This is a genomic window from Microcella indica, assembly GCF_013414345.1.
GTDB classification, from domain to species: Bacteria; Actinomycetota; Actinomycetes; order Actinomycetales; family Microbacteriaceae; genus Microcella; species Microcella indica.
In genome coordinates this window covers 1,348,737-1,374,710 of the sequence record NZ_CP058670.1, presented here as the reverse complement: position 1 = coordinate 1,374,710, position 25,974 = coordinate 1,348,737, and the positions used below count along the sequence as shown (strand labels likewise).

Sequence of the window (25,974 nt, the reverse complement as noted above, 5' to 3'; positions counted from 1 at the left end):
CCCGCTAGGAGGGTGCCACGGCGTCGCGTCGAGCGGCGAGATGCCGCTCGCGGTTCGCCAGGAAGAGCGGAAAGGTGAAGGCGATCGCCGTGAGCCCCGAGAACACGATGTACGCCCACAGGTGACGCATGCCGAGGCGCCGCCCCTCGATGACGATGAACGCGCACGCGGCCACTGCCATGATGAGGAGGTCCATGGTGAGGGAGCCCACGGCTGGGCCGTTCGCGAACCAGTCGCCGAGGAAGTCTGTGCGTTGCACGATGGCCTGGATGTTGTACGTCCAGGTGCCGATGAGCCCCACGACGGCGAGGATGAGGAACACGATGGCAGGAGCATTCCAGTGACGAGTCATGACACCATGATCGCCCCCTTCGGGCTGCTACTCGACGTCGACGGCCCCATCGCGAGCCCCGAGTCGCGTCGCATCGCCCTCGACTCGATCGTGGACGACCTGCTGACCCTTGCGTCAGCGGGCATCCCGATCGCGTTCATCACGGGCCGCAGCGACGCGTTCATGCGCGAGCAGGTGGTCGCACGACTCGTCGACGGTGGGCTGGATGCTCGATCTCACGTCTTCGGCGTGTTCGAGAAGGGCGGCTGCTGGGCGAGCATTGGCGCGACGGGGCTGGGTGAGCTCGAGATCGACCGAGACCTCGCCGTGCCCGAGTCGGTGCGCGAGGCGGTCGAAGGGCTCGCGCGCGAGCAGTACGCCGACACGATGTTCGTCGACGAGGGCAAGCACGTCATGATCTCCCTCGAAGCGTGCACCGATGTCTCCCCCGCCGCCTACCACGCCGCCCAGGCGCGCTACGAGGCGGAGGTCTACGAGCGTCTCGTCGGCTCGGGCCTCGGGCTGCGCTATCGAGACCGCGAGGCACACGACGGTCTCGGCCGCGTGCCGTGGCGCATCGACTCGACGATCATCTCGACCGACGTCGAATCGGTGCTGCTCGACAAGAATCGCGGGGCGGATCGCGCGCTCGACTGGTTCGCCGCGCGCGGGGTGACCGCGCAGCGCTGGTGGTCGGTCGGCGACTCGCGCTCCGACTACCGCATGGCGGACGCGGTGCACGCGCGCGGCATCCCCGTGGCGCACCTGGATGTGCGGCCGGCCGACGGCGTGCTCGGCAAGCAGTACGACGTCGTCGTCGAGGGCGACCTCGTGCACGACCACGCGGGGGCGGCGTTCTTGCGTCGCCGCGTCGCCGAGCTGCCGTGACCGCCTCGCGCACTCCCCCGCTCGAGACGGTGCGCGCGTTGCAGGCGGCGCTCGCGGAGGCGGGGGTGCCCTCCGTCGTCGGGGGCTCCGGGCTTCTCGCCGCCCTCGAGCTGGTGGACGAGGCGAGGGACTGGGATCTCGTGCTGCCGGCGGGCAGCGTCGAGGCCGTCGAGCGGGTGCTCGCGGCGCTCGGGCTCGAGGCGACGCGGGCTGCGGACGAGCATCCGCTCTATGCCACCGAGGCGATGTTCACGGTCGACGCGGGCGATCACACGATCGACGTGCTCGTGGGCTTCGCCCTGCGCACTCCTGACGGGGTCGTCGCGATTCCGGCCAGGGCGGGCGGTACGTGGCGGGGTCTCGTGATGGCGCGCGCCGACGACTGGGCGGTCGCCTACCGCGCCATGGGTCGGGATGCTCGCGCAGAGCTGCTCGAGGGCGCGAGCCCTGGTGGGCTCAGCGCTGGCGAGCATCCTCCACGAGGTAGCGCGCCACCTTCGTCGTGAGGCGCGGGTAGGCCTGCCGCACGGCCGCCACAGCGCCTTCGGGATCCGTCTTGGGGTCGATGCGCCGCTCACGCAGCACCTTCGCGGCCCACTCTCTCGCTGAGGGCGGAGCGCCCATCGTCGTCGAGTAGTCGTCGAAGAGCCGCTGCAGGCGCTCGCTCGGGTCGGCGCGATCGCCGAAGATCTTCGCGGCCAGTTCGCTCTGCATCGGGTGGCTTCCTCTCCCTCGCCGGTGCGGTCGTCACCTTCCATCCTGGCCTCGAGCGTGCATCCCCGCGGTGACCTGCCAGCAACCTCGGAGGCTCGCGCGACACGCCGCTCGAGTGTCGGTGGCAGTTGCCATATTCGAATGTATGTTCGATCATGGAGAGATGCCCGCCCTTGCGCTCTCTGTTGTTGAGGAGCCCCCCGTCGACGGTACGGGTGCGGCGCGGGTTGAGACGGTCGACACCGTGCAGGCGTTGCAGGCCCGCATCGACTCCCTGCAGCGCACGCGCCTCGACACTCGTCTGCTGCCCACGCACGAGGCCCTCGCCGACCTGTTGCCCGCGGGAGGGCTGCAGGAGGGCGCCGTCTACACGCTGAGCCCCTCGAGCGCCCTCACGATGGCGCTGCTCGCGGGCCCGTCGGCGGCAGGGGCCTGGTGCGGTGTCGTGGGTATGCCCGAGTTCGGCATCGAGGCGGCCGAGGCCATGGGCATCGACCTCGATCGACTCGTGCTCGTGCCGCACCCCGGCGACCAGTGGCTCACCGTGACCGCGGCGATCGCCGACGCCTTGAGCGTCATCGTCGTGCGGCCCGGGCGTGCGGCGAGCGACGGCGCGATCGCGAAGCTCGCGGGGCGCGTACGCGAGCGCGGCTCCACGCTGCTCGTGACCGGCGCCTGGCCTCAGGCCGAGGCCATGATCAGCATCACCGAGAGCCGCTGGTCGGGCCTCGGCGACGGCCACGGTTACCTGAGCGAGCGCGAGGTCACGATCACCGTGAGCTCGCGACGCAGCCCGCGCCCCCGCAGCGGGCGACTGCTGCTGCCCGATGGTGAGCTGGGCATCCGGCGTCTGGACCGATCTGACGCAGCCCAGCGCGGGGGCGCCGACGAGCACGGTGATGCGACGCAGCGGGCGCACGAGCGCTGGAGCACGCCCGCCCGCAGGGCCGGCTGATGACCCGCACGATCGTAGCGTGGGTACCAGACTGGCCGATCCTCGCCGCCGTGCGAGAGGGGCTCGTGACGGCGGAGCAGGCCGTCGCAGTCGTGCAGCAGAACCGCATCCGCGCGTGCTCGTCGACGGCGCGCGCGCAGGGCGTGCGGGCGGGGCAGCGCCGCCGCGAAGCCCAGTCGTTGTGCACCGAGCTGCGCATCCTGCCCGCCGATGACGACCGCGACCACCGCCTGTTCTCCCCCCTCGTCGACGTCATCGAATCCCTCGTCGCGGGCGTGCAGGTCGTACGGCCAGGCCTGCTCGCCCTCGCCTCCCGAGGGCCCGCCCGCTACTACGGCAGCGAGAAGGCCGCCGCCCTCGCCCTGCGCGGCGCCCTCCTCGCCGAGGGGGTGCCGGATGCCCGGCTCGGCCTCGCCGACGGACCCTTCGCCGCCGAACTCGCCGCCCGCAGCACCGCGCCTGAATCCACGACGCCAGGGCAGAGCGTGCGCATCGTGCCCCGCGACGCCGCGGCCGCCTTCCTCGCGCCCTTCCCCGTCACGACGCTCGGCGACCCCGACCTCGCCACCCTCCTCGGGCGGCTCGGGGTGCGCACGCTCGGCGACTTCGCCGCGTTGCCCGCCGAGGCCGTGCGCGACCGCTTCGGCGCGGCGGGATCCCACCGGCACGCGCTCGCGGGCGCCGCCGATGCCACTCCGCTGAGGCCCCGTACTCCCCCGCCCGACCTCGAGCGCACGCTCGAGCTCGAGCCGCCCCTCGACCGCGTCGACCAGCTCGCCTTCGCCGTGCGGCAGATCGCCGACGATCTCGTCGAATCCCTCGTCGCACGCCTGCTCGTCGCCACGGCCATTCGCATCGGGTTCCGCGACGAGCACGGCGTCGAGAGCGAGCGCGCGTGGCTGCACCCCCGCTCCTTCCGGGCGAGCGAGATCGTCGACCGCGTGCGCTGGCAGCTCAGCGGTGAGACGCGCACCCTCGGCGCGCGTGCCAACAGTGATCGCGGGCCGGGGCTGCGCTCGGCCATCACGCGCGTCACGATCGTGCCCGAGAGCGTCGACGCGCTCGCCCACCACGAACCCGGGCTGTGGGGGGCCGCGCCCGATGAGCGCGTGCACCACGCCCTCTCGCGTGTGCAGAGCCTGCTCGGGCACGAGGCCGTGCTCACCGCCCAGCGCACGGGCGGCCGCACGCTCGCCGAACGAGGCGCCCTCGTGCCCTGGGGCGACCGGCTCGTGAGCCCCCGCCCCGTGGATCGACCCTGGCCCGGCGCCCTGCCCCAGCCGACCCCCGGCACCGTATTCCCCTCGCGGCATGCTGTGATGGTGCTCGATGCGTCCGGCGCCCCGGTGCACGTCGACGAGAGGATGCGGCTCAGCGCTGCCCCCGCGGGCTTCGCCCCGAGTGCGGGCGGCGCGGCGCGGCCCGTGACCTCGTGGGCGGGGCCGTGGCCGCTCGAGGAGCGCTGGTGGGACATCCCGCGGCGGCGCCTGCTGCACCGCCTGCAGGTCGTGGACTCCGCGGGGGTCGCGTGGCTGCTCGTGCTCGAGGGCGGCTCGTGGTGGGCGGAGGCGCGCTATGACTGAGGCAGCACAGTCTCAGTGGACTGCGCGCACGCCTCCGAGGGTGCCCTGATGGCGGGCTGGCACAACCCGCCGATCCCGTGGAGCGAGTTCGAGCGCAGCCTGCGCAACGGCAATCGGCCCGGCACCACACCGCCCCCCGGCGCCGACGGGGGCGACTCCCCCGCGTGGTCGCCCAAGCGGGCGCCCTACCGTCGATCCGGCATCGAACAGCCCGATCCCGCCACGGTCGTGCCCTACGCCGAACTGCACGCGCACTCCTCCTTCAGCTTCCTCGACGGCGCCTCGAGCCCCGAAGAACTGCTGGAGGAGGCCGCACGGCTCGGGCTCAGCGGGCTCGCGCTGACCGACCACGACGGCTTCTACGGTGTTGTGCGCCTGGCCGAGGCCGCTGAACCGTACGGCCTCACGACGGTGTTCGGCGCCGAGCTGTCGCTCGGGCTCACGGGCCCGCAGCAGGGCGTGCCCGACCCCGAGGGCACCCACCTGCTCGTCCTCGCACGCGGCCAGGCCGGCTACCACCGCCTCGCCGCCGCCATCACCGAGGCGCAGCTCGCGGGCGGCGAGAAGGGCCGACCGGTCTACGACCTCGACGCGCTCGCCGAGCACGCGGGCCGCGGCGGCGACACCACGAGCGGCGACCACTGGATGATCCTCACCGGGTGCCGCAAGGGTGCCGTGCGGTCGGCGCTGGAGGGCCGCGATCCTGCGCGCGATGCCTCCGGGCCGGATGCCGTCGCCCGCACGCGGCCGACGCGGGCGCACATCGCCGCGGCGGGCGCCGAGCTCGACGCGCTCGTCGACCGCTTCGGAGCATCCAGCGTCACCGTCGAGCTCTTCGACCACGGCCGACCGCTCGACACCGTGTACAACGACGTGCTCGCCGCCCTCGCCGCCGAGCGCGGGCTGCCGATCGTCGCGACCGGTGCCGTGCATTACGCGACCCCCGCGCGGCACCCGCTCGCGACCGCGTTCGCCGGGCTGCGCGCGCACCGCAGCCTCGACGAGATGGAGGGCTGGCTGCCCGCCGCCGGCACCGCCCACCTGCGCAGCGGCGACGAGATGCAGCGGCTGTTCGCGCGCCACCCGGGGGCCGTGGCGCGCAGCGTCGAGCTCGCGACCGAGCTGGGGTTCCCGCTGCGCCAGGCGAAGCCGAACCTGCCGAAGCAACCCGTTCCCCCCGGCCACACGCCCATGAGCTGGCTGCGCGAGCTCGTCTGGGCGGCCGTGCCGCGCAAGTATCCCGACGCGAGCGACGACGACCGCGCCCGCATCGCGCGCGAGCTCGACGTGATCGAGATGAAAGACTTCCCCGGCTACTTCCTCATCGTCCACGAGATCGTGCAGTTCGCGCGGGCGCGCGGCATCCTCTGCCAGGGCCGCGGCTCGGCCGCGAACTCGGCCGTCTGCTACCTGCTCGACATCACGGCCGTCGACTCGATCGGCTACCAGCTGCCCTTCGAGCGCTTCCTCTCCGCCCTGCGCGACGAGGAGCCCGATATCGACGTCGACTTCGACTCCGACCGCAGGGAGGAGGTCATCCAGTACGTCTACGCGCGGTACGGCCGGCGCAACGCCGCGCAGGTCGCGAACGTCATCAGCTATCGGCCCAAGAACGCCGTGCGTGACATGGCACGTGCGCTCGGGTACTCGACCGGGCAGCAGGATGCCTGGAGTCGCCAGGTGGAGAGATGGGGCGCGCTGGAGCACAGAGCGACGACCATTTCTGGTCGTCGCCGCGACGCCAGCGCCGACGACCGTCCCGGTCGTCGGGCACCAGAACAACCCACCCACGACATCCCCGACGAGGTTGTGGACCTGGCAAATCAGGTGCTTACCTACCCGCGCCACCTCGGCATCCACTCGGGCGGCATGGTGCTCACCGACCGGCCCGTCGGCGAGATCGTGCCCATCGAGCACGCCCGCATGGAGAACCGCACGGTGCTGCAGTGGGACAAAGACGACTGCGCGTGGATGGGCCTCGTCAAGTTCGACCTGCTCGGCCTCGGCATGCTCGCGGCCCTGCAACACTCCTTCGACCTCATGGATGCCCACCTCGGCGAGCGGTGGGAGCTGTCGACCCTGCCCAAGGAGGAGCAGGCGACCTACGACATGCTGTGCCGCGCCGACTCGATCGGCGTCTTCCAGGTCGAGAGCCGCGCGCAGATGGGCCTCCTGCCGCGCCTGCAGCCGCGCAAGTTCTACGACCTCGTCGTGCAGATCGCGCTCGTGCGCCCCGGGCCCATCCAGGGCGGCGCCGTGCACCCCTTCGTGCGCCGCAAGCTCGGTCAGGAGCCCATCACCTACGACCACCCCAAGCTCATCGGCCCGCTCCAGCGCACGCTGGGGGTACCCGTCTTCCAGGAGCAGCTCATGCAGGTCGCCATGGCGGTCGGCGGCTGCACGGGCGACGACGCCGACCTGCTGCGCCGCGCGATGGGCAGCAAGCGCGGCCTCGAGCGCATCGAGTCGCTGCGCGAGACCCTCTACGCCGGCATGACGGGCAACGGCATCACGGGCGACCTCGCCGACGAGATCTACGGCCGCATTCAGGCCTTCGCCAACTTCGGCTTCGCCGAGAGTCACTCCCTGAGCTTCGCGCTGCTCGTCTACGCAAGCTCGTGGATCAAGCTGCACTACCCCGGCGTCTTCCTCGCCTCCCTGCTGCGCGCCCAGCCGATGGGCTTCTACTCCCCCGCCTCGCTCACGGCCGACGCCGAACGCCACGGCGTCGAGGTGCGCACGCCGTGCATCCTCCGTTCCGAGGTCGACGCGGGGCTCGAGCGCCTCGATCTGGTCGTCGCCTCGGCGCACGACCTCGTGGCCCCGGATGCCCGGCGCGCGGCTCCGACCGGGCTCCAGCAGTGCATCCACCGCCGTCAGCCGCCCGTGCCCGAGTTCGAGCCCGCCTCGACGAACGGCGACCTCGACGACTGCGCGCTGCACCGCCGCGACGGTGACCTCGCCGTGCGGCTCGGGCTCGCCGGGGTGACCGGCATCGGCCGCCCGACCGCCGAGCGCATCGTCGCCGAGCGCGAGCGCGGAGGCCCGTACAGAGACCTCACCGAGCTCGTCTACCGCACCGGGCTCACGGCGGCGCAGGTCGAAGCCCTCGCGACCGCCGGCGCCTTCGATGTGCTCGGGCTCTCCCGGCGCGAGGCGCTGTGGGCGGCGGGCGCGGCCGCCCAGGCGCGGCCCGAGTACCTGCCGGGCATCGTCACGGCCGTGCAGCCGCCGCTGTTCACCGAGCTCGACGGCTACGAGACCATGGTCGCCAACCTCGTCTCGACGGGCATCGCCCCCGGTGACCACCCCGTGCGCTTCGTGCGCGAGCTGCTGCGCGAGCGCGGGGTGCTGAGCGCGCGCGAGCTGCGCGGTGCCGAGCCGAACCGACGCGTCGAGGTCGCGGGGGTCGTCACCCACCGTCAACGGCCCGCGACGGCGAGCGGCATCACCTTCTTGAACCTCGAGGATGAGACGGGGCTCGTCAACGTGATCTGCTCGGTCGGGCTGTGGAGCCGCTACCGCCGCACCGTGCGCGAATCCCGCGCGCTCATCGTGCGCGGCACCCTCGAGCGCTCGGCCGAGGGCGTCGTCAACATCGTCGCCGACCGCGTCGAGCAGCTGCCCCTGCGTGTCACGATGCCGAGCCGCGACTTCCGCTGACCTCGTGCTCGCAGAGCGAGCGACACTCGCGAACGGTCGACTCCTGAGAATGTGCCGGAGGGCACCGAGCCTCACCGCGCTACCGTGACGGCCATGCCGTCCACCAGCAACTCGTCGTCCTCGCACTCCACACGCAGCAGTGCTCGCTCCGCGAAGAACAGCCACGCCGTGCGCGTCATCGCTCGCAGCGGCTACGCGGTGAACGGCCTCCTCCACATCCTCATCGGAGTCATCGCGCTCCAGCTCCTCCTGACCGGCGGGGAGAGCACCGATGCCGATCAGAGCGGCGCGCTACAGAGCCTCGCGTCCACACCGTTCGGCGGCATCCTGCTATGGATCGTGACGATCGGTTTCGCCATGCTGGGCCTGTGGCTCATCGTCGACGGCATCCTGCAGGGGCCCGCTCAGGACTCTAAGAAGAAGCTCGTGGTCGGCATCGTGAAGGGCCTCGTCTACCTGGCACTCGCGAGCACCGCGCTGTCCTTCGCCCTGGGCGGCTCGTCCGACTCCTCCGGCGATACCCAGAGCATGACGGCGCAGCTCATGGCGGCTCCCGCGGGGATCATCCTCGTGTTCCTCGTAGGTCTCGTCGTCCTCGCCGTCGGCGGCTACTTCATCCACAAGGGCGTCACCCAGGGCTTCCGCGACGATCTCAGCATTCCCGAGGGCACTGCGGGCACCGTGATCACCGGTCTGGGCATCGCCGGCTATGCGGCCAAGGGCGTCGCGCTTCTCGCCGTCGGCGGGCTGTTCATCGCGGCGGCCGTCACCTCCGACGCCTCAGAGTCGACGGGGCTCGACGGGGCGCTGCGATCTCTGCTCGGGCTGCCCTTCGGCGTCTGGATTCTCGGCCTCGTCGGCGGCGGGCTCATCGCCTACGGCGTGTACTGCTTCGCGCGCGCCCGCTACGCGAACCTCGGCTAGGTGTTGCGACCGCGCGCGGCGACCGACCACGCACCGACCTCGATGCCGTCGCGCTCGACGATGAGCTCGTCGACGAGGTTCACCGCATTGCAGACGTGGTTCGGCACGACGCGCAGCTCTGCGCCCAGTGCCGGGATCGTCGTGCCGGTCGGAAATGCGACCGTCGCGTGGTGCTCCGACAGCGCGCTGATGCGGGCCTCGGGGTGGTCGAGGAGCCGACCGTATCCGGTGGCGTAGGGGGCGCGGTCGGCGCCGAGGATCTTGCTGCCAGCGTCGAGCACGGCGACTCCGTCGCGACGGCTCACCACGGTCGCGCGGGCGGTGAGGGAGATCGACTCGGAGGTCGTGGCGCCGAGCTCCCACTGCTGAGCATCGCCGAACACGTAGACACCGGGCCGGAGCTCCGTGAGCACACTGCCATCGGCCGAGCGCACGCTCGGCGTCGATCCGCCGCTCACCACAGGGCACGGGATGCCCGCGGCCGTCAGCGCATCGCGCGCCGCTTCCAGCGCGGCGGCCTCGTCCCTCGCCGCAGGCCCCGCGGCCTCGAGACCGTAGGAGTGCCCAGGGAACGTGAAGACGCCGTCCACCGCGAGGCCAGCATCGAGCGCTGCGACCGCGACCTCCGCGGCATCCTCCGGCGGCATGCCGCTACGGTGGTGACCGCTGTCGACCTCGACCGCGATGGCGAGGGGGGCCGCGCTGTCGCGACCGGCGTGAACAGCCCGTGCGAGCATCCTCACGCCGTCGACGGAGTCGGCACCGACGCGAAGCCGCACACGCCCTGCGAGCGCACGCAACCTGTCGGCTCGAGGCCCCACCGCCCACAGCGGATACGCGATGAACAGGTCATCGAGACCAGCGTCGGCGAGCACCTCGGCCTCGCCGACGGTCGCGACCGTGAGCCCGACGGCCCCGTGCTCGAGCTGCCGGTGCGCGAGCTCCACGGTCTTGTGCGTCTTGGCGTGCGGCCGCAGCGCGACGCCGAGGGCGCGGGCGTGCGCCGCCATCGTCGCAAGGTTGCCCTCGGCGACGAGCTCGTCAACCACAAGGTAGGGAGTCTCGCGCATCCCCCCATCCTCCCCCGTTCGGGCCAGATCTGGCGCGAACGGGCGCTTGCACGACGGCCGAGTCACCTTTTGCGACCAATCTGGAGGCGCTCCGATGTGCGTGGGTGTGCGCGAGGGTTCGACGTGGGGGTGTGCGACGAGGAGGTGTGCGGCACGCCGCACGGGGCCCAGAATTGCCGAGTATGGGCGCTATCGCTCGTCGCGAGCGCCCGTTCGCGCCAGATCTGGCACAACTCGCGGGCGCGCTAGCCGCCGGTGGCGAGCTGGCGGCGCACGTGCTCGATGCGCGACTGCAGCTGCGCGACCGTCGCCTGGCCCACGGCGGGGCCGCCGCACACGCGACGCAGCTCGGCGTGGATGATGCCGTGCGGCTGCCCGGTGAGCTTCGCCCGCAGGCCGACGAGGCTGTGCAGGAGCGTGCGCTGCTCCTTGAGCGACCGGTACATGGGCTGAGGCGCCGGCTGGGTCGCGGGCCGCTCGGCGGCGCGACGCACCTGGCGCTGGTGGCGGCTGCGCAGCAGCTCGTGCACCTGGTCGGGTTCGAGAATGCCGGGCAGGCCGAGAAAGTCGAGCTCTTCGAGGCTGCCGACTTCGGCGACCTGCCCGAACTCGGTGCCGTCGTAGAGCACCTTGTCGAAGGTCGCCGACGACTCGAGCGCCTGGTAGGTGTACTCCGCGAGCTCCGATTCGCTCGCCTTCTCCTCCCGCTCCGCGGCCTCGAGCAGGGAGTCGTCGAGCAGCTCGTCGCCCTCCCGGTCGAGCGCGTGGTCGCGCTCCCGCTCGAGCTCGCTCGCCAGCGACTGGATCGTCGGCACGCTCGGGATGAAGATCGAGGCGACCTCGCCACGTCGGCGGGCTCGCACGAAGCGCCCGATCGCCTGCGCGAAGTACAGCGGCGTCGAGGCGCTCGTCGCGTAGACGCCGACGGCGAGGCGCGGCACGTCGACGCCCTCCGACACCATGCGCACCGCGACGAGCCAGCGGTCCTCCGACTCGGCGAAGTGCGCGATCCGCTCGGACGCCCCCGCCTCGTCGCTCAGCACCACGGTGGGCTGCTCGCCCGTGATGCCCGCGAGCACGCCCGCGTAGGCACGTGCAGTCGCCTGGTCGCTCGCGATGACGAGCCCGCCCGCGTCGGGGATCGCGTGCCGCACCTCGGTCAGCCGGGTGTCGGCGGCGCGCAGCACCCCGGGCATCCACTGCCCTTCGGGGTCGAGCGCGGTGCGCCAGGCCTGGGCGGTGACGTCGGCGGTGTCTCCTTGGCCGAGCACGGCTTCCATCTCGTCGCCGGTGGTCGTGCGCCAGCGCACACGCCCCGCATACGACAGGAAGAGGACGGGCCGAACCACACCGTCACGCAGGGCGCGCCCGTAGCCGTAGCTGTAGTCGGTGCGGGAGACGCGGATGCCGTCGCCCTCGTCCACGTAGGAGACGAAGGGAATCGGCGCGGTGTCGGAGCGGAACGGCGTGCCTGTGAGGGAGAGCCGCCGGGTCGCGGAGCCGTACGCCTCGCGCATGGCCTCCCCCCAGCTGAGCGCGTCTCCGCCGTGGTGCACCTCGTCGAGGATGACGAGGGTCGGCACCTGGTCGACGAGCACGCGGTGCACGAAGGGTTGCGCGGCGACTTGGGCGTACGTGACGGCCGCCCCGTGGAAGGCGCGCGTGATCACGCGGGAGGCGTTGCGGAAGGCCGGATCGAGACGGATGCCGACGCGGTGCGCCGCGTCGGCCCACTGCCGCTTGAGGTGCTCGGTGGGGGCCACGACGATGACGCGCTCGACGGTGCGCCGCGCGAGCAGCTCGGCAGCGAGGCGGAGGGCGAAGGTCGTCTTGCCTGCTCCCGGCGTCGCGGCGGCGAGGAAGTCCCGCGGCTCGTGGGCGAAGTACGCGTCGAGCGCCTCGGCCTGCCAGGCGCGCAGCCGGTCGGCCGTGCCGCGTGCCGCGCGCTCCGGGTAGGACGGCGAGAGATGCTCCGCGGCGAAGGTGCCCACGTGGGGTGCGCGGCGGAAGGTCGGAGACATGCGACCTCGATGCTAGTCGAGGCGACCGACGTCGCCGACGCGGACTGCGGGCGATGAGCCCAGAAGGGTCACGCGCGGGCGGGCGGCTCCGGGGACGCGGGCGGAGCATCCTGACCCGACAGCGCCGAGCGCCGGCGTTCCGGGGTCGACAACAGGGACGCCCGCTGCACGGCACCGCGCCCGAAGCGCGCGGCGAGGGCATCCATCGTGCCTTCCGCCTCGCGCCACGACTCGTCGTCGTCCCACAGGCCGCGCGCCACGGCACCCGTCGGCAGCAGGTTCTCGGCGCGCACGCCGATGAGGCGGATGCCCCTCCCCTGGGTCGGCGCGGCGGCGAAGAGCGCTCGGGCCTCGGTCGCGAGCCGCTGCGCCACCTCGGTGGGCTCGGCGATCGTCTGCGATCGTGTGAGGGTCGTGAAGTCGCCGAAGCGTACTTTGATCGCGACGGTGCGCGCGACCCACCCGCCGCGCCGCAGCCGGCGCGCGACGAGGTCGGAGAGACGCAGCAGCTCTCGGTCGAGCGCCGCGCGGTCGTGCAGGTCGCTCTCGAAGGTCATCTCGTGGCCGATCGACTTCTCGAGCCGTGTGGGGGTCACGGCCCGCGGGTCGATGCCGTTCGCGAGCGCATGCAGCTTGCCTGCGGCTGCGGCGCCGACGGCCGCATCGAGCGCGGGCAGCGGGAGGTCGGCGACGTCGCCGACGGTGCGCGCGCCGATGCGCTCGAGCCGCTCGGCGACGGCGGCTCCCACACCCCAGAGCGCACTGATCGGCTGCGGCCGCAGGAAGGCCGCGGTCTCGGCCTCGGGCACGACGAGGACTCCGTCGGGCTTGGCGCGGCTCGAGGCGAGCTTGGCGACGAACTTGGTCGCGGCGGCGCCGACCGAGGCGACGAGGCCCGTCTCGTGCGTGATGCGGGCGCGCAGGCTCTGGGCGATCGTGTACGGCGGCCCGAAGAGGCCGCGGGCGCCGCTCACGTCGAGGAACGCCTCGTCGATGCTGAGCGGCTCGACGAGCGGTGTCACATCTCCGAGGATCGCCATGACGGCGCGCGACGCCTCCTGGTAGCGCTCGTAGTAGGGCTCGAGCACGATCGCGTTCGGGCAGCGGCGCAGCGCGATGCTCATGGGCATGGCCGAGTTGACGCCGTAGCGCCGAGCTTCGTAGGTCGCGGCGGTCACGACAGAGCGCGCTCCGCGGTGCCCGACTATCACGGGCTTCCCTCGCAGCTCGGGGCGTGTCAGCAATTCCACGGAGGCGAAGAACGCGTCCATGTCGAGGTGCAGGATGCTCGCGCTCGTGTCGTCCGTGGGCGTCGCGGTGACCTGCCGGCCGCTGCCGTCCTGCTTGCTCACGCTCGCCGCCTCACGGGTGCATCCTCACCGATGCATCTTCACACAGCGCGACGGGCGGGGCGCCGTGGCGCCCCGCCCGTCGCGGGCGTCGTGCGAGTCCTGCGTCAGGCGCGTCGACGGCCCGCGATGGCGCCGTAGATGACGAGCACGAGAAGCGACCCGCCGATGGCGAGCAGCCAGGTCTCGATCGAGAAGAACCCGCCGAGGTCGACGCCGAAGATGACGCTGCCGAGCCAGCCGCCCAGGAGGGCGCCGATGACTCCGATGACGAGGGCGGCGAGCCAGCCTCCCGGGCCCTTGCCCGGCAGGATCGCCTTAGCGATGGCTCCGGCGATGAGTCCGATGAGCAGGAATGCGAGGAAACCCATGGGGCGCTCCTTTCGTTATGGCGGCACGCGGTTCGAGTGTCAGCCGCTGTTCGAGCGCTCCGGTGGAAACGCTCAGCAGGTAGTCAACCAGGTCGACCCCGTTCGGGGGTACTCCACGTTCAGAAACTTCCCAGGCCGCGCAGTCGGTGCGGCTCTGGCATTCTAGAGCCATGGCACAGCTTCACCCCTGGTCCCGCTACGTGGCGATCGGAGACTCGTTCACCGAGGGCATCGGCGATCCGGAGCCGCAGAGCCGCGGCGGCCATCGCGGATGGGCGGACCGCGTGGCCGAGCAGCTGGCACTGCGCACCGATGATTTCGCCTACGCGAATCTCGCCGTGCGCGGTCGACTGCTGAAGCAGATCGCCGAGCAGCAGGTGGAGCCCGCGCTCGCCCTGCGCCCCGACCTCATCTCCGTCTCGGCGGGTGGCAACGACATCATCCGCCCCGGCACAGACCCCGACCAGGTCGCCGAGCGGTTCGAGGAGCTCGTCGTGCAGCTGCGCAGCAACGGCGCGACGGTGCTCATGTTCAACGGCCCCGATATCGGCATGACGCCCGTGCTGCGGCGCGTGCGCGGCAAGGTGGCGATCTACAACGAGAATCTGCGGGCGATCGCCTCCAAGCACGACGCGATCGTCGCCGACATGTGGAAGCTGCGTGAGCTTCGCGACCCTCAGATGTGGGACCGCGACCGCCTGCACTTCTCGCCGATGGGCCACCACACGATCGCGATCATGGCGCTCGAGGCGCTCGGCGTCGAGCACGACCTCGAGCCGCGCGAGCCGGAACCGCTGCCCCGCCGCAGCTGGCGCCAGGCGCGCGTCGAGGATCTCGGGTGGGCGCGCGAGTACCTCGTCCCGTGGGTCGTGAGGCGCATCCGCCACCAGTCCTCCGGCGACTACATCACGCCCAAGCGACCGGACGCCTCGCACCCGCACCGCTGACGCGGCACTCCCCTACTCGCCCCAGACAGCCTCGAGCGGCTGCGCGAGGCGCCACGCGAGGTCGGGCCCCTCGAGCGCTCCGCGCCATTCGAGCGGGATGCTCACCCGACGGTCCCCGTAGCGCACCGTCACGCTACCGGGGTCGGGCAGCGGCACGCCCGGCTGCAGCTGCGGGGCGCGCACGACGCCGATCGCACGCACCTCTCCCCACACGAGGTCGGCGACGGTCTCGGCGACGTGCAGGCTCGCGCTCGCGCCCCACTCGGTCTCGTAGCGGGCGACGAGCTGCCCCTCCGTGGCGATCGTGATCTCGTGGAAGTCGTCTCGAGCGCTCGCGAGGAGGGTGCGCACGTCGTCGGCCACGGTGGGATGGTCGGGCCCGGCTAGCACCACCCCGACGACATCGACCTCCTCGCCGTCGACGACCTCTCGCGCCGAGAAGAGCAGGCACGCTCCCGCCTCGATGAGGGTGCCCGTCTTGAGCCCCGTGACACCGTCGACCCCCACGATCAGGTTGCGGTTCTCGTAGGTGCCGATGCCGGGCACGGTGACCGCGGGCAGCGCGGCCGCCGCGGCCACGACCGGATCGGCGAGAGCGAGCCGGCCGAGGTCCAGGAGCGCGCGGGGGCTCGCGCGGTTGAGGAGCGAGAACCCCGTCGTATCGCCCACGGAGATGGATGCCAGGTCGTGCGCGTCGAGCCAGGCGCGCGCGGCCGACAGGTAGTCGGCGACGGAGCCGAACGCCCACGTCGCGAGCGTCTCGGCGTAGTTGTTGGCGGAGGCGACCATCATGAGCTCGATGATCTCGCGCTGCGTGATCGTCGCACCGACCGGAGCGGGAGCCGTCGTGCCGTTGAGTGCTCGATAGCGGGCGACGAGGTCGCTGTCGGCCTGGGTGAGCGTGATCGTCGCGCCGGACGAGCCCTCCTCGACGGGGTGCGCGTCGAGCACGACAAGAGCGGTGATGACCTTGGTGATCGATGCGATGGGGCGCACCTCGTCGAGACCGCGGCTCGCGAACACCTGCCGCCGGTCCGCGGCGCCGATCGCGGCGGCGCCGTAGCCGGGGATGCTCACCTCGGGCGCGGGTGTGACGAGTTCCGGCAGGGCCTGCACGTGAGGCTCCACGGCCGGCACGGGGGCGAGCACGGCGAAGGCGCTGTAGCCGAGGGTGCTCGCGCCGAGGGCGACGAGAGCGGCGATGGCGACCGAGCGCAGGAGGGGGCGGCGGCGGGTCACGCGCTCCAGTCTAGGAAGCAGGCGGAGTGCGGGGCGCGGCCGCACTGCCGAGCGCGTAGAGCGCGACAGCACTGGCCGCCGCGACGTTGAGCGAGTCGACGCCGTGCCCCATGGGGATCGTGACGACGACGTCGGCAGCACCGAGTGCGCCGCGGCTGAGCCCATCGCCCTCGGAGCCCAGAAGCAGTGCCACGCGGTCGAGCCGCTCGGCGGCGAACTCGCGCAGCCCCACTGCGTCGGGGGCGAGCGCGAGCGCCGCGATCGTGAAGCCGTGCTCGTGCAGCAGACGCGCGCCCTCGGGCCAGTCGGGCAGCCGAGCCCACGGCACCTGCAGCACGGTGCCCATGCTGACGCGCACGCTGCGGCGGTAGAGCGGGTCGGCGCAGCGCGGTGTGATGAGCACGGCGTCCGCGCCGAGCCCCGCGACGGAGCGGAAGATCGCGCCCACGTTGGTGTGGTCGACGACGTCTTCGACCACGACGACGAGCCGAGCATCCCGCAGCAGGTCTGCAGGGTCGAGAGGCTCGGGGCGGTGCATGCTCGCGAGCGCGCCGCGGTGCAGGTGGAAGCCTGTGAGCTCCTCGAGCAGTCCTGGCGCGCCGACGTACACGGGCACGTCGTGGCCGACCAGCAGCGGTTCGAGGTCGTCGAGCCAGCGCTCGCTCGTGAGCACGGACCGCGGGCGGTGCCCGGCCCGGAGGGCGCGCCCGATGACGGTGATCGATTCGGCGAGATAGAGGCCTCCCGCGGGCTCCTGCACGCGCCGCAGGGCGACGTCGGTGAGGCGGGCGTAGTCGCTCAGGTCGGCGCCGTCGAGCGTCGTGAGTCGCTCGAGGCGCATGTGCGAGTCCTTTCGGTAGGCGTGTCCCAGCCCGTGGAAACATATCGGAAACCGCGGGCGTTTAGTCTCGTAGACAGGTCACTGAGGCGTTGGGGAGGCGACCGTGAGCATGATGGCGGCGGATGCTCGGCCCCTCGATGCCCTCGCGCAGGCCTCGCTCGCCCAGGCCGCGGAGATTCTCGCCGGGCGCCGTATCGCCGTGCTCACGGGAGCGGGCGTGAGCACCGATTCGGGCATTCCCGACTACCGTGGCGCCGGCGCGCCCGTGCGCACCCCCATGACCTACAGCCAGTTCCTCGCCGATGAGCCGTATCGCAAGCGCTACTGGGCCGGCAGCCACCTCGGGTGGGAGCGCTTCGCCCAGGCACGGCCGAACTCCGGCCACGAGACTCTCGCGCAGCTCGAGGCCGACGGCACCGTGACGGGCGTGATCACCCAGAACGTCGACGGCCTGCACGTGCGCGCGGGCTCGCGCCGCGTCGTCGACCTGCACGGCAGCATGGACCGCGTGCGCTGCCTGCACTGCGGCCAGACCTTCTCGCGGGCCGCGGTCGCGAACCGCATCGCGACGCTCAACCCGTGGCTCGTGGCGGGCGACAACCACCGCATCAACCCGGACGGCGATGCCGAGGTCGACGACATCAGCCTCTTCGAGGTGCCGGAGTGCTCGGTGTGCGGCGGCACGCTCAAGCCCGACATCGTGTTCTTCGGCGAGTTCGTGCCTTCCGTGAAGTTCGAGGAGGCCCGCGGGCTCGTCGCGCGCGCCGACGCCCTGCTCATCCTGGGCTCCTCCCTCGTCGTGAACTCGGGCGTCCGGCTCGTCGTGCAGGCGGGTCGCAAGCGCATCCCGACGATCATCGTGAACCGCGGCGAGACCAAGGCGGACGCTCGGGCAGCGGTTAAGATCGAAGCGGGCACGACCGAGACGCTCGCCGCTCTGCGCGAGGCTCTGCGGGCCTGACCGGTGCGCGCGACCTTCGCCGACCGGCGGAGGGAGTTGCGTGACTGCGTTCGCGCTCGTGCGCCACGGCGAGACCGACTGGAACCGCGCTCGGCGCATTCAGGGATCCACCGACATCCCCCTCAATGACACGGGGCGCGAGCAGGCACGGGCCGCGGGCCGTGTGGTCGCGGGCCGAGCCTGGAGCCGCATCGTCGCCTCGCCGCTCGTGCGGGCCGCCGAGACGGCACGGCTCATCGCCGAGGAGGCGGGGCTCGCCGATCCCGAGCTCGATGGCGCCTTCGTCGAGCGCAACTACGGCGAGGCCGAGGGACTCACGGGTGCCGAGCTCGACGAGCGCTTTCCCGAGGGTGTCCAGGTGCCGGGGCGCGAGTCGCGCGAGGCGGTGGGCGAGCGCATCGTCGCCGCGCTGCACCGGCTCGCGGCCGAGCATCCGGGCGAGTCGATCATCGTCGTCGCGCATGGCGGTGTGATCCGCAGCGTGCTGGAAGCGGTCGCGCCTGGCCGTCATCGCGAGCCGATCACCAACGGTTCGGTGCACTCGTTCCTGCACGCCGACGCCGGTCTCGAGCTCGTGCGCTTCGACGATCCGCTCGACGAGCAGTCGATCTTCCCCTTCGCGGAGGACTTCCTCGACCAGAACCCGCTCGCCCATCGGGAGGACGACGCTCGGAGCGCCTCCTGATGGCCGCGTCGGGTGCGGAGCGCTTCGCCGCGGCGACCGCCCACCTGGGCCTGGCACCGCAGCGGATGCCCGACTCGACCCACACGGCCGCCGACGCTGCGGCTGCCGTGGGCTGCGAGGTCGGCGCGATCGTGAAGTCGCTCGTCTTCCTCGCCGACGACGAACCCGTGCTCGCTCTCGTGTCTGGGGACAATCGGGCAGACCTCGCGGCACTCGGAGTGGTACTGGGAGCGCGCATCGAGAAGGCGGATGCGGCGACCGTCAAGCGCGCCACGGGCTACTCCATCGGAGGAGTGCCCCCGATCGGGCACCCGGCGCCCGTGCGCACGGTCGTCGACCGCGACCTTCTGCGCTACTCGACCGTGTGGTCGGCCGCGGGCAGTGCGAACGACGTGTTCCCGGCCGCGCCTCAGCAGCTCGTCGACTGGTCCGGCGGCCTCCTCGCCGCGATCGGCACGCGCTGAGCGCTCAGGACTCGCGACCACGAGCGGCCTGCGCGCGCAGCAGTTCGATCAGCACGGCCGCCGATCGGCCCCAGTCGAAGCGTGCAGCCTCGGCGGGTGCGGCGGCGGAGCGGCGCTCCCACTCCCCCGGCTCGAGCAGCTCGGTGATGCGGGCGGCGACGGCCTGAGCATCCCCGACCGCCGCATACAGCGCGGTCTCGCCGCCGATCTCGCGGAAGATCGGGATGTCGCTCACGACGACGGGCGTGCCGCGCCCCATCGCCTCGACGAGCGGGATGCCGAAACCCTCGTCGCGGGAGGCGCTCACGAGTGCCGCGGCCCGGTCGAGCAGGTCCGCGTACTCCTCGTCGCTGACGCCGTCGTGGACGACGAGCGCTCCCGCAGGGGCGGCCGCCTCGAGGCGCGCGCGGTCGCCGGGGCGGATGCGGCTCAGCAGGTGCAGCCGCGCTCCCGGGAGGAGGTGCAGCGCCGCCACGAGCGTCTCGACACCCTTGTACGGCATGAACGAGCCCATGTAGACGAGCTCGATGCCCTCGGGGCGGATGCGCGGCTTGACGCCCGCGGGGCGCTCGGCCGCGTTCGGCACGACGGTGATCGCGCGCCGCGTGAGGCGGTGCTCGAGCATGAGCGCACGCGTCGTCTCGCTCACGGTCACGACGGCGTCCGCGCGGTTCAGCAGCAGTCGCTGCGGCCACCACGCCAGGTGGTACAGGCGCCAGCCCAGCCGCACGGGCCACGGCAGATCACGCGGCGGTGTGGGGTGCGCGTAGTAGATGAGGTCGTGCAGGGTCAGCACGAGCGGGTAGCGGCGGCCGAGCGCGCCCATCGTCTGCATGGGCGAGAACACCACGTCGGGCTCGAGGCGGTTCACCTGACGGGCGACGAGAGGCTCCCGGGCACTCGTCGGCCCGCTCACGCGATGCCAGGGAAGACCCTCGGGCAGCATCGCGAGTTGACGCTCATCGCTGATGAGCAGGTCGAGTGACTCCGAGTCGCGCAGGAGCGGGCGCAGAGCATCCACGATGCCGGCTGTGAACCGGCTGATGCCGTCGTGGCGCGGGAAGCGCACGTATCGGCAGTCGACGACGATCTTCACGCGAGGAACTCGCGGATCGCCGAGGCGGCGGCCTCGGGCGTCTCGTAGTGGATGAGGTGGCCGACATCGGGAATCTCCACGAGGCGGGCGTCGGGAAACAGCGCGACGAGCTCGCGCTGGCGCGTGATCGGCGTGATGTCATCGTCGACGGCGGCGATGAGGAGGGTGGGCGATGCGATGTCGGCCGCGAACTCGGAGACGTCGTGCGAGACCGAGGCGCGGAAGGCCTCGAGCAGCATGTCACGCGTGGCGAAGCCCGAGAAATAGCGGTCGTGCTCAGAGTGGATCCAGCGGCGCAGAGCGCGATCGCGCGTCTTCGCCATCGTCACGCTCATGATGCGCGTCACGGCTCTGCTGCGGAGGACGGCGAAGCCGAGGCGGCTGGGCAGGGCGGCGCCCGCGCGGTAGAAGGCCACGGCGAGCCTCGTGAGCACTCCCCGAGGGCCGGAGAGGGCTGGTGCGCCGATCGGGTTCACGAGAACGAGGTGGGGCGTGGGAGTGCCGCTCGCGACCGCGGCGCTCGCGACGATCGACCCGAACGAATGGCCGAGGACGACCGCTTCACCGCGGATTCCCAGTTCCTCCAGGAGCGCGTCGAGCCAGGCGGCGTAGGAGGCGATGTCGTGCGCTCGGCCCTCGAGCGGCGCCGAAAGGCCGAAGCCGGGCAGATCGGGCGAGAGGATGCGGAACTCGGGCAGATGCGCGATGACCGGCTCCAAGCCGTGGTGGTCGCCGCGGAAACCGTGGACGAGCACGAGCGTGCGCTGCGCCTCGGCGGGGCCGTACTCGACGAGGTGCGTGCGCGAACCGAGCACGTCGAGCGCGCGATCGCGGCGGGGAATGCGCGCGAGCGAGGCGGCGTAGGGAGACGGGGCGGACATCCCGATCAGTCTAGGTCGGCCTGGCATGTGGAACCGGTTGTCGACGCGGTCTACAGTGGTGATCACTGTCCGCCCCCGGCGCCGAGGAGCGTTGTGAACTTCACTGCACCGATCACCCTTCCCGGCCTGACCCTCGACCCGAACTGGCATCGCCGGAGCGTGTTCTACGAGGTCATGGTGCGCTCCTTCGTCGACGGCAACGGCGACGGCACGGGCGACCTCGCCGGCCTCATCTCCAAGCTCGACTATCTGCAGTGGCTCGGCGTCGACGCGCTGTGGCTGCCGCCGTTCTTCCAGTCGCCGTTGCGCGACGGCGGCTATGACGTGAGCGACTACACCGCGGTGCTGCCCGAGTTCGGCACGATCGACGAGTTCCGCGAGCTCGTCACCAAGGCCCACGAGCGCAACATGCGCATCGTCATCGACCTCGTCATCAACCACACCTCCGACCAGCATCCGTGGTTCATCGCCTCTCGAGAGGACCCCGAGGGGCCGTACGGCGACTACTACGTGTGGAGCGACACCGACGAGAAGTACGAGGACATCCGCATCATCTTCGTCGACACGGAAGAGTCGAACTGGGCATTCGACGCCGAGCGCCGACAGTTCTACTTCCACCGCTTCTTCTCGCACCAGCCCGACCTCAACTTCGAGAACCCGAAGGTGCACGAGGAGATCTTCGACGTGCTCCGTTTCTGGGCGGATCTGGGGGTCGACGGTTTCCGCCTCGACGCCATCCCCTACCTCTACGAGACTGACGGGGGCAACGGCGAGGGCGAGCCGGCCACGCACGACTTCGTCAAGAAGCTGCGCACGATGGTCGACACCGAGTACCCGGGCCGCGTCCTCATCGCCGAGGCGAACCAGTGGCCCACGGAGGTGGCCGAGTTCTTCGGCACCGCAGAGGAGCCGGAGTGCCACATGGCCTTCGACTTCCCGGTCATGCCCCGTATCTTCTACGCGCTGCGCTCGCAGCAGGCGACCGAGCTGCAGCGTCAGCTCGGCGAGGAGACCGCAGCGCCTCCCGGCAGCGCCTGGGGCGTCTTCCTGCGCAATCACGACGAGCTCACCCTCGAGATGGTGAGCGAGGAGTATCGGCAGGCCATGTACGGCTGGTACGCATACGACCCCCGGATGCGCGCCAACATCGGTATTCGCCGTCGCCTGGCTCCCCTGCTCGACAACTCGCGGGCCGAGCTGGAGCTCGCGCACGCGCTCCTCTTCGCCCTTCCCGGCAGCCCGTTCCTGTACTACGGAGACGAGATCGGCATGGGCGACAACATCTGGCTCCCCGACCGCGACAGCTCGCGCACGCCCATGCAGTGGACGCCCGACCGCAATGCGGGCTTCTCGCACGCCGATCCAGGCAAGCTCTACCTCCCCGTCGTGCAGTCGCTCGTCTACCACTACAACCAGATCAACGTCGAGAGCATGCTCGCCCAGCCGCGATCGCTCCTGCACTGGATCCGCAACGTCATCCACGTTCGCAAGGCCCACCCGACCTTCGGTCTGGGCACGATGCGCGTGCTCGAGACCGATCACGAGTCCGTGCTCGCGTTCGTGCGAGAGTACGAAGGCTCCGGCAGCCAGCTCGGCGATCCCGCCGAGCGCATCCTGTGCGTCTTCTCGTTCGCCCACAATCCCGTCTCCGTGACGGTCGATCTGCCCGGGTTCGAGGGTCGTGCGCTCTCCGACCTCTTCGGCGGCTCCGCCTTCCCCACGATCGGGGAGGACGGGCGGCTCACGCTCACCCTCGGCAGTCAGAACTTCTACTGGCTGCATGTCGGCGAACGGAGTGTCGCAGCCCCCGCCTAGGCTTGCCGCGTGACCGATCTGCTGCGCGACCTCGCCGTGTTCGACCTCGAGACGACGGGCGTCGACGTGCGCACGTCGCGCATCGTGACGGCGTACGTCGGGGTGCTCGACACCGCGGGAGCCGTCGTCTCCTCGCGGTCATGGATGGCCGACCCCGGCATCGAGATACCGGAGGGGGCCGCCGCCGTCCACGGCATCACGACCGAACGGGCACGCGCCGAGGGGCGCCCTGCCTCGGAGGTCGTCGCCGAGGTGCTGGTCGAGCTGCGCTCGGTGCTCGACCGTGGGCTCCCCCTCGTCGTCTACAACGCGCCGTACGACTTGACGCTCCTCGCTCACGAGGCTGTGCGGCACGGCCTCGAGCCGCTCGTCGCCCCCGCCCCCGTCATCGATCCCCTCGTGATCGACAAGGCGGTGGACCGCTACCGACGCGGCAAGCGCACTCTCGAGGCCGCGTGCGCCCACTACGGCGTGCTTCTCGACGGTGCGCACGACGCGAGTATCGACGCGATCGCGGCAGGCCACGTGGCCCGCGCGATCGTCGCGCAGCACTCCGCTGCCATGCCCGACACGCTCGAGGGGCTGCACGCCACCCAGATCGCGTGGCACGACACCCAGGCCGACAGCTTCGAGGACTACATGCGCACGCAGCGCGACCAGCACTTCACGGCCGACCGCGGGTGGCCCGTCCGTCTGTCGTAAGCCGGGGGTGCGATCGCGCACCCAGTGCCCCTGCAACGACGAAGGGTCCCGTCTGTCGACGGGACCCTTCGTGCAACTGGTGTGCCGAGGCTAGTTGCCGAAGCCCTTGAAGCGCTGGTTGAACTTCTCGACGCGGCCGGCGCTGTCGAGGATGCGCTGCTTGCCCGTGTAGAACGGGTGCGACGCGGAGGAGATCTCGACGTCGATGACGGGGTAGGTCTCGCCGTCGAGCTCGATCGTCTTCTCGCTGCTGACCGTGGAGCGGGTCAGGAAGGTCTCGCCCGACGCCAGGTCGCGGAAGACCACCGGCGCGTACTCGGGGTGGATGTCAGTCTTCATGCTCGTTGTCCTTGTGTTCATTCGAGGTCGAGGTGCTGCAGGTCTGGGGTGAGACAGGGGTCTCGGTGGCGCCGCGCCAGCGGCAGAGCCAAGGGTCAACGATAGCAGAGCAGGAGCGAGCGAGGGCGCTACGCGGCGCGCGCGGTGAAGCGATCGCCGTCGCGCTGCACGACGAGGTCGAGGCCGAATGCGCTCGTGAGCGCCGAGCTCGTGATGACCTCCGCGAGCGGGCCGCTCGCCGTGATCCTGCCGTCGGTGAGGAGGAGCGCGTGGGTGAACCCCGCGGGGATCTCCTCCACGTGGTGGGTGACCATGACCATCGCGGGCGACTCCGTCGAGGAGGCATAGGCGCCGAGGAGCTGCAGCAGCTCTTCGCGAGCACCGAGGTCGAGGCTCGCGGCCGGCTCGTCGAGCAGCAGCAGCTCGGGGTCGGTCATGATCGCGCGCGCGATCTGCACGCGCTTCTGCTCACCATCGCTGAGGCTGCCGAAGCGACGGTCCTCGAACGAGTCGAGGCGCCATTCGCGCAGCACGCGCTGAGCGCGCCGAACGTCGACGTCGTCGTAGCTCTCGTTCCATCGCCCCGTGACGGCATGCGCGCTCGTCATGACGACATCGAGCACGCGCTCGTCCTGCGGGATGCGCCGCGCGAGCGCGGTGGAGGCGAAGCCGATGCGCGGCCGCAGCTCGAACACGTCGCTCGACCCGAGTCGTTCGTCGAGCACGGTCGCGCTGCCGCTCGAGGGGTGCAGGAGTGAGGAGGCGAGCTGCAGGAGGGTCGTCTTGCCGGCACCGTTGGGCCCGAGCACGACCCAGCGCTGCTCGGAGCCGACCTGCCACGTGATGTCGGAGAGGATCGCCGAGCCGTCGCGCGTGAGAGAGACATCGTCGAAGTGCAGAACGCCAGCCATGATGTCTCCAGCGTAGAGCACGGGGACTAGTGCGCGAGGCTGCGGTAGAGCGCGCTCGTGCGCTCGGCGATGCTCGACCAGGAGAACTCCTTCTCGGCGCGATCCCGGCCGGCAGCGCCCATCGCGGCAGCGGCGGAGGGATCGCTCACGACCTCGGTGAGGACGGCGGCGAGATCGGCGATGAAGCGCTCGGGGTCCAGGGGCGTGCCCGAGCCATCGTTCACCTGGTCGATCGGCACGAGCCTGCCGGTCACGCCGTCATCGACCACCTCGGGAATGCCTCCCGTGGCGGTGCCCACGACGGGCGCGCCGCAGGCCATGGCCTCGAGATTCACGATGCCGAGGGGCTCGTAGACGCTCGGGCAGACGAAGGTCGTGGCGCTTGAGAGCACGGCGGAGAGGTCGTGGATGCCCAGCATCTGGTCGATCCACACGACACCCGAGCGCTCCTCCTGCAGGGACGCGACCCCTGCCCGGACCTCCTCCAGGATCTGCGGGGTGTCCGGAGCGCCAGCGCACAGGATGAGCTGCACCTCGGGTGGGAGCCGGCGTGCCGCGGCGAGCAGGTAGGGAAGCCCCTTCTGCCGGGTGATGCGGCCCACGAAGACGACGGAGGGTCGGTCGGGATCGATGCCGAGGGCGCGCACGGCCTCCGGATCGTCGACGCGGCGCCACCGGTCGAGATCGATACCGTTGTGGATGACCGAGACCCGCGACTCGTCGAGTCCCGGGTAGCAGCGTAGTATGTCGCGGCGCATCCCGTCGCTCACGGCGACGACGGCGTCGGCCGTCTCGAAGGCCCCTTGCTCGATCCATCGCGAGATGGTGTAGCCGCCGCCGAGTTGCTCGGCCTTCCAGGGACGCAGCGGCTCGAGGCTGTGCGCCGTGACGACGTGCGGGATGCCATGGAGCATCTGCGCCAGCTCCCCCGCTGCGTTCGCATACCAGGTGTGCGAGTGCACGAGGTCGGCGCCCGCGACGTCCTCCGCGATCGCCAGATCGACGCCGAGCGTCGCGAGCGCAGGATTCGCGGAGGTCAGGGAGCCCGGCACGAGGTACGACTGGGTGCCCTCCTCGTCGCGCGGGGCGCCGAAACACCGCACGCGCACGTCGAGCTGACGGCGCAGGGCGTGGACGAGCTCGGTCACGTGCACACCCGCCCCGCCGTAGACCTCCGGTGGGTACTCCCTGGTCACGATGTCGACGCGCATGACTCGACGGTAG

At 71.4% G+C, this 25,974-nt stretch carries 25 protein-coding genes; 12 read left to right on the top strand and 13 right to left on the bottom strand.

Features of this window, described 5'->3' with window-relative positions; genetic code table 11:
- Positions 1 to 4: 4 nt before the first annotated feature.
- Entirely contained in the window at positions 5 to 352 is a 348-nt protein-coding gene (locus HUJ41_RS06645) for a DUF2834 domain-containing protein (RefSeq protein WP_179871900.1), read from the bottom strand.
- A 6-nt stretch (positions 353 to 358) separates the two neighbouring features.
- Between HUJ41_RS06645 and HUJ41_RS06640 the strand changes: the two genes are divergently transcribed.
- Positions 359 to 1,219 carry a Cof-type HAD-IIB family hydrolase gene (locus HUJ41_RS06640; protein ID WP_246299172.1) on the top strand — a complete coding sequence of 287 codons (861 nt, stop codon included), beginning with the start codon at positions 359 to 361 and terminating at the stop codon, positions 1,217 to 1,219.
- On the top strand, positions 1,216 to 1,725 hold the full coding sequence (locus HUJ41_RS06635; protein ID WP_179871899.1) for a hypothetical protein: 510 nt from the start codon (positions 1,216 to 1,218) through the stop codon (positions 1,723 to 1,725). The genes HUJ41_RS06640 and HUJ41_RS06635 overlap by 4 nt, the downstream gene beginning before the upstream one ends.
- Here the strand turns inward: HUJ41_RS06635 and HUJ41_RS06630 are convergent.
- Positions 1,676 to 1,933, bottom strand: coding sequence for a hypothetical protein (locus tag HUJ41_RS06630; RefSeq protein WP_179871898.1), 258 nt, complete (start codon positions 1,931 to 1,933; stop codon positions 1,676 to 1,678). The two genes, HUJ41_RS06635 and HUJ41_RS06630, sit on opposite strands and share 50 nt — an antisense overlap.
- A gap of 163 nt (positions 1,934 to 2,096) precedes the next feature.
- Here HUJ41_RS06630 and HUJ41_RS06625 point away from each other — a divergent pair, with 163 nt between their 5' ends.
- The 4 genes from HUJ41_RS06625 to HUJ41_RS06610 all read left to right on the top strand — a co-directional run bounded on the left by HUJ41_RS06625 (position 2,097) and on the right by HUJ41_RS06610 (position 9,058).
- Positions 2,097 to 2,888 (top strand): hypothetical protein, encoded by a 792-nt coding sequence (locus tag HUJ41_RS06625; RefSeq protein WP_179871897.1) that lies wholly within the window; start codon positions 2,097 to 2,099, stop codon positions 2,886 to 2,888.
- Positions 2,888 to 4,471: a DNA polymerase Y family protein gene (locus HUJ41_RS06620; RefSeq protein WP_179871896.1), complete on the top strand. Its 1,584-nt coding sequence runs from the start codon at positions 2,888 to 2,890 to the stop codon at positions 4,469 to 4,471. The genes HUJ41_RS06625 and HUJ41_RS06620 overlap by 1 nt, the downstream gene beginning before the upstream one ends.
- A gap of 48 nt (positions 4,472 to 4,519) precedes the next feature.
- Positions 4,520 to 8,134, top strand: a complete 3,615-nt coding sequence (locus HUJ41_RS06615) for an error-prone DNA polymerase (protein WP_179871895.1) — start codon at positions 4,520 to 4,522, stop codon at positions 8,132 to 8,134.
- Positions 8,135 to 8,227: 93 nt separating this feature from the next.
- Positions 8,228 to 9,058, top strand: a complete 831-nt coding sequence (locus HUJ41_RS06610; RefSeq protein ID WP_179871894.1) for a DUF1206 domain-containing protein — start codon at positions 8,228 to 8,230, stop codon at positions 9,056 to 9,058.
- On the opposite strand, the gene HUJ41_RS06605 is transcribed toward HUJ41_RS06610, so the two are convergent.
- The 4 genes from HUJ41_RS06605 to HUJ41_RS06590 form a co-directional block, all read right to left on the bottom strand.
- Positions 9,055 to 10,128 carry an alanine racemase gene (locus HUJ41_RS06605; RefSeq protein ID WP_179871893.1) on the bottom strand — a complete coding sequence of 358 codons (1,074 nt, stop codon included), beginning with the start codon at positions 10,126 to 10,128 and terminating at the stop codon, positions 9,055 to 9,057. The genes HUJ41_RS06610 and HUJ41_RS06605 overlap by 4 nt on opposite strands.
- A 245-nt stretch (positions 10,129 to 10,373) precedes the next feature.
- Positions 10,374 to 12,149: a DEAD/DEAH box helicase gene (locus HUJ41_RS06600; protein ID WP_179871892.1), complete on the bottom strand. Its 1,776-nt coding sequence runs from the start codon at positions 12,147 to 12,149 to the stop codon at positions 10,374 to 10,376.
- Between the two features lie 68 nt (positions 12,150 to 12,217).
- The gene (locus HUJ41_RS06595; protein WP_179871891.1) at positions 12,218 to 13,501 is read right to left on the bottom strand and encodes a DNA polymerase IV; all 1,284 of its coding nucleotides are present in this window, start codon (positions 13,499 to 13,501) and stop codon (positions 12,218 to 12,220) included.
- A 104-nt stretch (positions 13,502 to 13,605) separates the two neighbouring features.
- Positions 13,606 to 13,869: a GlsB/YeaQ/YmgE family stress response membrane protein gene (locus HUJ41_RS06590; RefSeq protein WP_179871890.1), complete on the bottom strand. Its 264-nt coding sequence runs from the start codon at positions 13,867 to 13,869 to the stop codon at positions 13,606 to 13,608.
- A gap of 170 nt (positions 13,870 to 14,039) precedes the next feature.
- Here HUJ41_RS06590 and HUJ41_RS06585 point away from each other — a divergent pair, with 170 nt between their 5' ends.
- Complete coding sequence (locus HUJ41_RS06585) at positions 14,040 to 14,816, top strand: SGNH/GDSL hydrolase family protein (protein WP_179871889.1); 777 nt, start codon at positions 14,040 to 14,042, stop codon at positions 14,814 to 14,816.
- 12 nt (positions 14,817 to 14,828) lie between these two features.
- Here the strand turns inward: HUJ41_RS06585 and HUJ41_RS06580 are convergent, their stop codons facing one another.
- Together HUJ41_RS06580 and HUJ41_RS06575 are read right to left on the bottom strand one after the other, a co-directional pair.
- Entirely contained in the window at positions 14,829 to 16,055 is a 1,227-nt protein-coding gene (locus tag HUJ41_RS06580) for a D-alanyl-D-alanine carboxypeptidase family protein (protein ID WP_179871888.1), read from the bottom strand.
- Positions 16,056 to 16,065: 10 nt separating this feature from the next.
- Positions 16,066 to 16,896 (bottom strand): TrmH family RNA methyltransferase, encoded by an 831-nt coding sequence (locus HUJ41_RS06575; protein ID WP_179871887.1) that lies wholly within the window; start codon positions 16,894 to 16,896, stop codon positions 16,066 to 16,068.
- 112 nt (positions 16,897 to 17,008) lie between these two features.
- On the opposite strand from HUJ41_RS06575, the gene HUJ41_RS06570 reads away from it, so the two are divergent.
- The 3 genes from HUJ41_RS06570 to HUJ41_RS06560 are packed head-to-tail and all read left to right on the top strand — an operon-like array spanning position 17,009 to position 19,006.
- Positions 17,009 to 17,857, top strand: coding sequence for a Sir2 family NAD-dependent protein deacetylase (locus tag HUJ41_RS06570; RefSeq protein WP_179873907.1), 849 nt, complete (start codon positions 17,009 to 17,011; stop codon positions 17,855 to 17,857).
- Positions 17,858 to 17,897: 40 nt separating this feature from the next.
- On the top strand, positions 17,898 to 18,542 hold the full coding sequence (locus HUJ41_RS06565; protein WP_179871886.1) for a histidine phosphatase family protein: 645 nt from the start codon (positions 17,898 to 17,900) through the stop codon (positions 18,540 to 18,542).
- Positions 18,542 to 19,006 (top strand): YbaK/EbsC family protein, encoded by a 465-nt coding sequence (locus tag HUJ41_RS06560; RefSeq protein WP_179871885.1) that lies wholly within the window; start codon positions 18,542 to 18,544, stop codon positions 19,004 to 19,006. The genes HUJ41_RS06565 and HUJ41_RS06560 overlap by 1 nt, the downstream gene beginning before the upstream one ends.
- Before the next feature lie 4 nt (positions 19,007 to 19,010).
- Here the strand turns inward: HUJ41_RS06560 and HUJ41_RS06555 are convergent, their stop codons facing one another.
- Positions 19,011 to 20,102, bottom strand: a complete 1,092-nt coding sequence (locus HUJ41_RS06555) for a glycosyltransferase family 4 protein (RefSeq protein ID WP_179871884.1) — start codon at positions 20,100 to 20,102, stop codon at positions 19,011 to 19,013.
- Entirely contained in the window at positions 20,099 to 20,983 is an 885-nt protein-coding gene (locus HUJ41_RS06550; RefSeq protein ID WP_179871883.1) for an alpha/beta fold hydrolase, read from the bottom strand. The genes HUJ41_RS06555 and HUJ41_RS06550 overlap by 4 nt, the downstream gene beginning before the upstream one ends.
- 93 nt (positions 20,984 to 21,076) lie before the next feature.
- Here HUJ41_RS06550 and treS point away from each other — a divergent pair, with 93 nt between their 5' ends.
- Together treS and HUJ41_RS06540 are read left to right on the top strand one after the other, a co-directional pair.
- Positions 21,077 to 22,798 (top strand): maltose alpha-D-glucosyltransferase, encoded by a 1,722-nt coding sequence (treS, locus tag HUJ41_RS06545; RefSeq protein ID WP_179871882.1) that lies wholly within the window; start codon positions 21,077 to 21,079, stop codon positions 22,796 to 22,798.
- A gap of 9 nt (positions 22,799 to 22,807) precedes the next feature.
- Positions 22,808 to 23,500 (top strand): 3'-5' exonuclease, encoded by a 693-nt coding sequence (locus HUJ41_RS06540; protein WP_179871881.1) that lies wholly within the window; start codon positions 22,808 to 22,810, stop codon positions 23,498 to 23,500.
- Positions 23,501 to 23,590: 90 nt separating this feature from the next.
- On the opposite strand, the gene HUJ41_RS06535 is transcribed toward HUJ41_RS06540, so the two are convergent.
- The 3 genes from HUJ41_RS06535 to glgA form a co-directional block, all read right to left on the bottom strand.
- Positions 23,591 to 23,839: a type B 50S ribosomal protein L31 gene (locus tag HUJ41_RS06535; RefSeq protein WP_152582814.1), complete on the bottom strand. Its 249-nt coding sequence runs from the start codon at positions 23,837 to 23,839 to the stop codon at positions 23,591 to 23,593.
- 128 nt (positions 23,840 to 23,967) lie between these two features.
- Positions 23,968 to 24,750 carry an ABC transporter ATP-binding protein gene (locus HUJ41_RS06530; protein ID WP_179871880.1) on the bottom strand — a complete coding sequence of 261 codons (783 nt, stop codon included), beginning with the start codon at positions 24,748 to 24,750 and terminating at the stop codon, positions 23,968 to 23,970.
- Positions 24,751 to 24,776: 26 nt separating this feature from the next.
- Positions 24,777 to 25,961, bottom strand: a complete 1,185-nt coding sequence (gene glgA, locus HUJ41_RS06525) for a glycogen synthase (RefSeq protein WP_179871879.1) — start codon at positions 25,959 to 25,961, stop codon at positions 24,777 to 24,779.
- Positions 25,962 to 25,974 lie beyond the last annotated feature (13 nt).

Coding starts and splice junctions, on each gene's coding strand:
- HUJ41_RS06600 (WP_179871892.1), bottom strand. CDS start 12,149: ATGTCTCCGACCTTCCGCCGCGCACCCCACGTGGGCACCTTCGCCGCG.
- HUJ41_RS06575 (WP_179871887.1), bottom strand. CDS start 16,896: ATGCGCCTCGAGCGACTCACGACGCTCGACGGCGCCGACCTGAGCGAC.
- HUJ41_RS06530 (WP_179871880.1), bottom strand. CDS start 24,750: ATGGCTGGCGTTCTGCACTTCGACGATGTCTCTCTCACGCGCGACGGC.
- HUJ41_RS06535 (WP_152582814.1), bottom strand. CDS start 23,839: ATGAAGACTGACATCCACCCCGAGTACGCGCCGGTGGTCTTCCGCGAC.
- HUJ41_RS06630 (WP_179871898.1), bottom strand. CDS start 1,933: ATGCAGAGCGAACTGGCCGCGAAGATCTTCGGCGATCGCGCCGACCCG.
- HUJ41_RS06640 (WP_246299172.1), top strand. CDS start 359: ATGATCGCCCCCTTCGGGCTGCTACTCGACGTCGACGGCCCCATCGCG.
- HUJ41_RS06550 (WP_179871883.1), bottom strand. CDS start 20,983: ATGTCCGCCCCGTCTCCCTACGCCGCCTCGCTCGCGCGCATTCCCCGC.
- HUJ41_RS06645 (WP_179871900.1), bottom strand. CDS start 352: ATGACTCGTCACTGGAATGCTCCTGCCATCGTGTTCCTCATCCTCGCC.
- HUJ41_RS06560 (WP_179871885.1), top strand. CDS start 18,542: ATGGCCGCGTCGGGTGCGGAGCGCTTCGCCGCGGCGACCGCCCACCTG.
- glgA (WP_179871879.1), bottom strand. CDS start 25,961: ATGCGCGTCGACATCGTGACCAGGGAGTACCCACCGGAGGTCTACGGC.
- HUJ41_RS06620 (WP_179871896.1), top strand. CDS start 2,888: ATGACCCGCACGATCGTAGCGTGGGTACCAGACTGGCCGATCCTCGCC.
- HUJ41_RS06585 (WP_179871889.1), top strand. CDS start 14,040: ATGGCACAGCTTCACCCCTGGTCCCGCTACGTGGCGATCGGAGACTCG.
- HUJ41_RS06610 (WP_179871894.1), top strand. CDS start 8,228: ATGCCGTCCACCAGCAACTCGTCGTCCTCGCACTCCACACGCAGCAGT.
- HUJ41_RS06590 (WP_179871890.1), bottom strand. CDS start 13,869: ATGGGTTTCCTCGCATTCCTGCTCATCGGACTCATCGCCGGAGCCATC.
- HUJ41_RS06605 (WP_179871893.1), bottom strand. CDS start 10,128: ATGCGCGAGACTCCCTACCTTGTGGTTGACGAGCTCGTCGCCGAGGGC.
- HUJ41_RS06625 (WP_179871897.1), top strand. CDS start 2,097: ATGCCCGCCCTTGCGCTCTCTGTTGTTGAGGAGCCCCCCGTCGACGGT.
- HUJ41_RS06570 (WP_179873907.1), top strand. CDS start 17,009: ATGGCGGCGGATGCTCGGCCCCTCGATGCCCTCGCGCAGGCCTCGCTC.
- HUJ41_RS06615 (WP_179871895.1), top strand. CDS start 4,520: ATGGCGGGCTGGCACAACCCGCCGATCCCGTGGAGCGAGTTCGAGCGC.